At 31.2% G+C, this 6655-nt stretch carries 4 protein-coding genes and 2 pseudogenes; 3 read left to right on the forward strand and 3 right to left on the reverse strand.

The genetic code is table 11. The features are described 5' to 3' along the window. Positions 1–147 (forward strand): annotated as a pseudogene (locus tag ACKVOD_RS04725) (DNA polymerase III subunit gamma/tau); the annotation flags it as partial. Positions 148–413: 266 nt separating this feature from the next. After that, positions 414–857, forward strand: a complete 444-nt coding sequence (locus ACKVOD_RS04730) for a DNA polymerase III (protein WP_409208325.1) — start codon at positions 414–416, stop codon at positions 855–857. Here the strand turns inward: ACKVOD_RS04730 and ACKVOD_RS04735 are convergent. The 3 genes from ACKVOD_RS04735 to ACKVOD_RS04745 form a co-directional block, all read right to left on the reverse strand. After that, entirely contained in the window at positions 854–1744 is an 891-nt protein-coding gene (locus tag ACKVOD_RS04735) for an exopolyphosphatase (protein ID WP_409208326.1), read from the reverse strand. The genes ACKVOD_RS04730 and ACKVOD_RS04735 overlap by 4 nt on opposite strands. Before the next feature lie 83 nt (positions 1745–1827). Beyond that, positions 1828–3909 carry a polyphosphate kinase 1 gene (ppk1, locus tag ACKVOD_RS04740; protein ID WP_409208327.1) on the reverse strand — a complete coding sequence of 694 codons (2082 nt, stop codon included), beginning with the start codon at positions 3907–3909 and terminating at the stop codon, positions 1828–1830. Positions 3910–3915: 6 nt separating this feature from the next. After that, positions 3916–4401, reverse strand: coding sequence for a SixA phosphatase family protein (locus ACKVOD_RS04745; protein ID WP_409208328.1), 486 nt, complete (start codon positions 4399–4401; stop codon positions 3916–3918). Positions 4402–4904: 503 nt separating this feature from the next. Here ACKVOD_RS04745 and ACKVOD_RS04750 point away from each other — a divergent pair. After that, positions 4905–6655 (forward strand): annotated as a pseudogene (locus ACKVOD_RS04750) (hypothetical protein); the annotation flags it as partial.

Consider the following 6655-nt stretch of genomic DNA (forward strand, 5'->3'; position numbering starts at 1 on the left):
TTCTTGCTAAAAGGTATAGAAATTGCTAATGACTGTGATTTAAAATATAAAGTAAGTCAAAACCAACGACTTCTTGTAGAACTTTGCTTGATGCAATTAGCCTCCATCACCTTTGATGGAGAAAAAAAAAAGCTGACAAATTTATAATTCCACCTACTTATTTTAGACGAACTGACTATTCAATTGTTGAAACTTCAAAGCAGATAGCAGATAGCAGTAATCAGGTTGCAGAAAGCAGGTTACAGAATTTAGAAACAAAAGTTGAAATTAACACTTTAGATTTAGTTGTTCCAACTAAATCCCAACAAGAGAGCTATGCTCCAACAGACGAAGCAAACACTAAACCTCACCCGAGTTATAGCGAACAGGCGAAGCAAACCAGAAACCATCTAGAAGAACCCAAAGTTTCGGCCTTGTCTATTTCAAGTATCCGTGCCAAAAGAGAATTACAGGAAAGTAAAAAAGGATTTGTCAAAGAAGAAGTTCATCTACCAACGGAAGCTTTTAATGAAACAGATATGCGTTTGCAATGGAGCAAATATGCCCAAAGATTAAGTGACAAAGGTCATAAAATAATGGAATCACTTTTACTAATAAGTGATCCAAAACTTGTAGGCACTAGTATAACTCACGAATTGCCTAATGAAGGTTCAAAAATAGAATTTGAAACGGAAAAACATGAACTTTTAGGTTATTTAAGAGGAAAACTTCATAATCATGATATTGAAATTGAGGTTTTAGTAAATGAAAGTGTGGAGAAAAAATTTGCTTTCACAGCACAAGATAAATATAATAGATTGAATGAATTAAATCCAAATTTAGAGTTGTTGAAAAAGACTTTTGATTTGGATTTTTAAATCTTGCCATAATACATAGCCTTTACAATTCCATCAGAAAGCCCAATTTTAGGAACATATATATTTCTGGCGCCACTCCATTTCATGGCATTAAGATATATTTTTAATGCGGGTATAATTACATCTGCACGGTCAGTGTTTAAACTCAGTTCGGTTATTCTTTGCTCATATGTAAGTGAATTTAAATAAGCAAACTGCGAATTTAAATACAAATAAGAAAGAGGGCTATCTTGTATTTTTCCAGACATTTTGAAAATTTTATTGATGTTCCCACCCGAACCTATTAATATAACTTCATCATAATAAAGAGTATTTTCAGTAATCCATTCTTTCATTTCTTTCCATACATTTTCTAATACCATTTCATTCAACAATCGAACAGTTCCAGCTTTGAATGATTTTGAGACTATTAATTTAGCATTTGAAAATAGGGAAAATTCAGTACTTCCGCCACCTACATCAACATAAAGATACGTTTTGTCATATTTTAAAAGTTGATGCAAATCTGTAGAAGCAATGATTGCAGCTTCTTTATTACCATCTATTACTTCAATTTTTATTTTTGTTTGATTTTTTATAATTGCAATAACTTCTTTTGAATTTTTTGCTTCTCGCATTGCCGAAGTCGCGAAAGCCAAATACTTCTCAACTTTGTGCACTTTCATCAAAAGTCGAAATGCTATCATAGCATCTATCATTCTTTCAATGTTTTCCTTTGAAATTTCACCAATTGTAAAAGAGTCTTGCCCTAAACGAATGGGAACACGAACTAAAGAGTTTTTATTAAAATGTGTTGCTGCACCTTCTTGCTCAACAATATTGGTAATTAATAAACGCATTGCATTAGAACCTATATCAATTGCAGCGTATTTTTTTATTTTGAGCATTATTATATTAAATATAATTATTAATTGGTGTCAAAATGACTAATGAATTTTATGCGTAACTATAAATTTAATCTTGGATTATTCTAATCTTGATAATATTTATAAGTTTCATGTTGAGCCCTAAAAACGGGTTCGTTAGCAACACGAATTCTATATTTATTATCAAATTTTTCTGAATGGTAACGGGCTTTTACATTACCCTTCCAGCCAATTTCAAAATTTTTAATTAATTCTTGTTTAATTTCTGAATCATAAATAGGACAAGTTACTTCAACTCTACCGTCTAAATTTCGGGTCATAAAATCGGCAGATGAAATAAATACGAGTGGATCATTGTTATTGCCGAAAATAAAAACTCGAGAATGTTCGAGAAAATTATCTACAATACTTATTGCTTCAATATTTTCGCTCATGCCTTTAACACCGGGAATCAGAGAACAAATTCCTCGTATTTGCAATTTAACTTTAACTCCTGCATTACTAGCATCGTATAATTTATCAATCATAGCATGATCCGATAAACTATTCATTTTTAGATTAATATAAGCTGGATTTCCAGCTATTGCATTGGATCTTTCCTTATCAATTAATTTGTAGATACGAGATCTAGTATAATGGGGAGATACAATTAAGTGTTTGTAATTATGCAAACGATAGTTAACTTCTAAAAAATCAAAAACTTTAGAAACATCTTTCAATATTTGCTGATGACTGGTTAAAAGAGTAACATCGGTATAAATTTTTGCTGTTGACTCATTAAAATTTCCCGTAGAAATAAAACCATATCGTTTTAATTTACCTGATTCAATTCTTTCTACTAAACAAATCTTAGAATGTACTTTCAGTCCTTTAATCCCAAAAATTAATTCAATTCCTTCCGTTTGCATTTGTTCAGCATAGGATATATTACTTGCTTCATCAAAACGAGCTTGTAATTCTATTTCAACGGTTACCTTTTTACCATTTTTCGCCGCATTAATTAGTGAACTAATTATTTGGGAATTCTTTGCCAATCGGTATAATGTAATTTTTATAGTGGTCACTTTTGGATCAAGTGCTGCTTCACGCAAAAACTTAATCAAATAAGAAAATGATTGATATGGAGCTGAAATAAGAAAATCTTTTTGAGCTATTTTATTAAGAATACTACCTTCTAATGAAAGTCCTGCAACTGGTAAGGGCTGTTTTTGTTGGTATAATAAATCAAATCTGCCTAAATTAGGAAAGTTCATATAGTCTCTACGATTATGGTATCTTCCTCCAGGAATTATACTATCGGTAGATTCAATACCCATATTAGTAAGAAAAAAACTTAAAGTATCTTTTCCAATTTTACTATCATAAACAAATCTTACGGGCTCTCCAATTCTTCTATCTTTTACAGAAGTTGCTATTTTTTGAAGCATACTTTTACTCATATCACTATCTATATCGAGCTGTGCATCACGTGTAATTTTAATCATGTGTGCTGCAATACTTTCGTAATCAAAGATGTTGAAAATACTACTTAAATTATAACGAATAACATCATCGAGCAACATAATGTATTGTTTTTCATTTTCATTCGGCAATTCTACAATTCTATTAATGTTTTTTGGCATTTCGATAATGGCATAACGAATGTCTGATTTTGGCTTTACCAGACCTAATAGTTTTGATTGCTGATCTGTTTTCATTACTAATTTAACTGCTAAATATCCCATCGTATCTTTTAACAAAGGGAATTCTGCCAAATCGTTTAATATGATCGTAACCAGCTCTGGACTTACTTTTTGTATAAAAAAATCTTTGACAAATTGAGTTTGTCCTGTTGACAAATTAGATTCGTCAACCATAAAAATATTTTGCTTTTCGAGTTGTTTTTCTATGATTGCTAATATATTCAAACTGTCAGCTTGTTGCTTAATAACAATTTCAGTGATTTCTTTTAATAATTTTTTAGCCGAAATCCCTCCTAAAATTTTCTCTCCAGTTTCATTTGATAAGCTTAATCTTCGTATAGCAGCAAATCGAACTCTGAAAAATTCGTCTAAATTATTAGAAAAAATACCTAAAAAACGCAATCTATCGAGTAATGGAACCGATTCATCTGCCGCTTCTTGAAGCACTCTCGCATTAAAGTTTAACCAACTTTTCTCTTTATCTAAATATTTATATTGAATCACATTATTTTATTTTAAATTTTCAGGAAATAGTGTTTTTTTAGTTACGCCTTTTCGTATGTTATTCCAATCATCCGTGTCAAATTGCAATGAAACAAATCCAGATGTAGGCACATTATCGATGAAAACATTGCCAAATTTATTAACAAAATTGGTAATAGCCTCATTATGTCCAAAAAGAATAATGTTTTCTACACTATTATTACATGATTTAATAACATTCTCTAATTGATTTTCGTCAAAAGTATAGAGATCATCTTTAAATATAATATTCTCTAAAGGGTAATTAATATTTTTAGCAAAAATCAAAGCTGTTTCTGTAGCTCTTTTGGCTATACTACTCCAAATAACAAACTGAGAAGGTAAAAGTTTTATACAATTATAAGAAACCAAATGTGCATCACTAATCCCTCTTTGATTAATAGATCTATCAATATCTTTTACAGGTAAATCCCAACTTGATTTTCCGTGTCTTATTAATATTAAATTTTTCATTTTTTACTTTATTTTTATAATTTGTATTTAAACTCGGGATTCAATTTACAAATATATAACCATATCATTAGTAATTAATTTTAGAACATCATCTTAATTTTCAATTGTAATTAATCTTTTATTATATTAATTTTTTGTAGTTTAAATCGTATTTAAATACGAAAAAATGCATTTTATCTGTTTTAATTGCGCTTAATCGATTTTTTTATTTGTTTTATATTAAATAAAAAAGTAATTTTGGTTTTGATAAATAATTTCAACTATTTAAAAAATCAAAATATAAATAATTTTTTAACAAGGGTTTAATCAGATAAAAATAAAAAAATCAATGTTTTTGTTGAATAAAATTCATCAAAAATAGCATTTAAACGAGTTTTTTGGTTATTTATGGGAAAATGAAGCCAAATTAGATCAAACATTATAAATTTGGTTTTTGAATGTTAACTAGAAATAAAAAAATGATTTTCGTAAAATCACTGTTAGCATTATTAAAATAATTTTTTATGAAAAAAACAATCGCCCCGAACCTAACTAATTTTTTAAAAAGTTTTTTTATTATTTCACTTTTTATCGATTTAAAACAAATCAATATGAAACCAAATTTTACCCATTCGACAAAAACATTTTCATTTAACTTTTTGATTGCGTTTTTACTTTTTCTAGTTTCATTTACTAATAGTTTTGGTCAAAATAGCTATGATGGGAACTATTGCCCTGGACCAGGTGTTAGTGGAGATGAGTACGCAACAGGTGTATTTTTTAGTAAGGTCATAAATGCCGGAGCTTCCACAACTTGTGCAATAAATACTGTTTACGCAAAAGTGAATACATCAACGTCAGATTTAAGAGTAGGTATTAAGATTGGTAATTCGGGAGCAGCATTGTTTAGAATGTACATTGATTCAGATAATAATCCTACTACTGGTTTAACTACTGATTCATTTGGCGGTTCTTTAGCGGTTGCAGGTGCCGAATATATTTTAGAGTTAAATGCAAAAAGCAATTCAACTTATACCTTATACCAAGCAACTGGAGCTTCAACCAAAGTTGTTGTTACTGGTTCATTATTCAATGCTTCAAATGGAAATTCTCTTGGATGTAGTGCTTCAGACGGTGCGTTTTTAGAGTTTTATATTCCTTTTGGTGCTATAGGTGTTAACATTTGTGATCAAAACAATCCTGGAGTAATTAATATAGCTAAACTTGCTTCTGTAAAAGGAGGATCACCAACTTCAGACTTGTGTAGCGATATTCCTCTTACTTTTGGTATTCCTCTTAAAGGTTCTGTAGGACCGAATTCTACTGTTTGTTCAGGTACAAATTCTTCAAATTTAGCAATTAGTGGTCTTACTAGTGGTTCTACTGTTACAAAATGGCAATTTTCAGTTAGTCCATTTACTTCATGGACAGATATTGCAAACACAACAACCTCACACATAGCTACTAACTTATCTCAAACAACTAAGTTTAGAGCAGTAATTTCGAACACTGTTTTATGTTCCAATACCTTTAATTCCAGCGAAGCTACCATAACAGTATCAGCTACTCCTATAGCTGTTTTTGCAACTGCTAATAATATTACAGTTGCTTGTGGAGCAGCAACAACTAGCTCCTTGAGTTATACTAATGGTGCGACATGTTTAATTAGTGGTTCTGTTACTTCAACATTAAGTAGTCCTCTTCCAGGAGCCTGTGGAGGAACAGTGACAGAATCATGGACTTTTACAGACACATATGGTAGAACAATAACTCAATCCAGAATCATCACGATATCTCCAGCGGCATTGCCAACGATGACAGCCCCAGCGGCTATTGAAGTGGCTTGTGGCGCATTACCAGAATCAAGTACGATTTCTTTTAGCAATGGATTATCAGGCGGTTGTTTGATTTCAGGTACATCAAATGCTTCAACTTTTACTGCAACTCCTAATGCTTGTGGAGGAACAGTTACAGAAACATGGACAGCAACCGATTCATGTGGTAGAGCATTAGCTCCTGTATCAAGAGTAATCACAGTAAGTCCTACAGCAGTTGCATCGTTTGCATCTGTGTCGCCTATCACTGTAGATTGTGGAGCAGCAACGACTAGTTCGTTGAGCTATACCAACGGTAAAACAGGTGCTTGTGAGATAAGCGGTTCAGTAACTTCAACATTAAGCGCTACACCAGGTCAATGTGGTGGAAACATAACAGAGAGTTGGACATATACAGATTCTTGTAATAGAACAATAACTCAATCAAGAGTAATCACAGT

The organism is Flavobacterium sp. (assembly GCF_046155325.1).
GTDB lineage: Bacteria > Bacteroidota > Bacteroidia > Flavobacteriales > Flavobacteriaceae > Flavobacterium.

Coding starts and splice junctions, on each gene's coding strand:
- ACKVOD_RS04735 (WP_409208326.1), bottom strand. CDS start 1,744: ATGCTCAAAATAAAAAAATACGCTGCAATTGATATAGGTTCTAATGCA.
- ACKVOD_RS04745 (WP_409208328.1), bottom strand. CDS start 4,401: ATGAAAAATTTAATATTAATAAGACACGGAAAATCAAGTTGGGATTTA.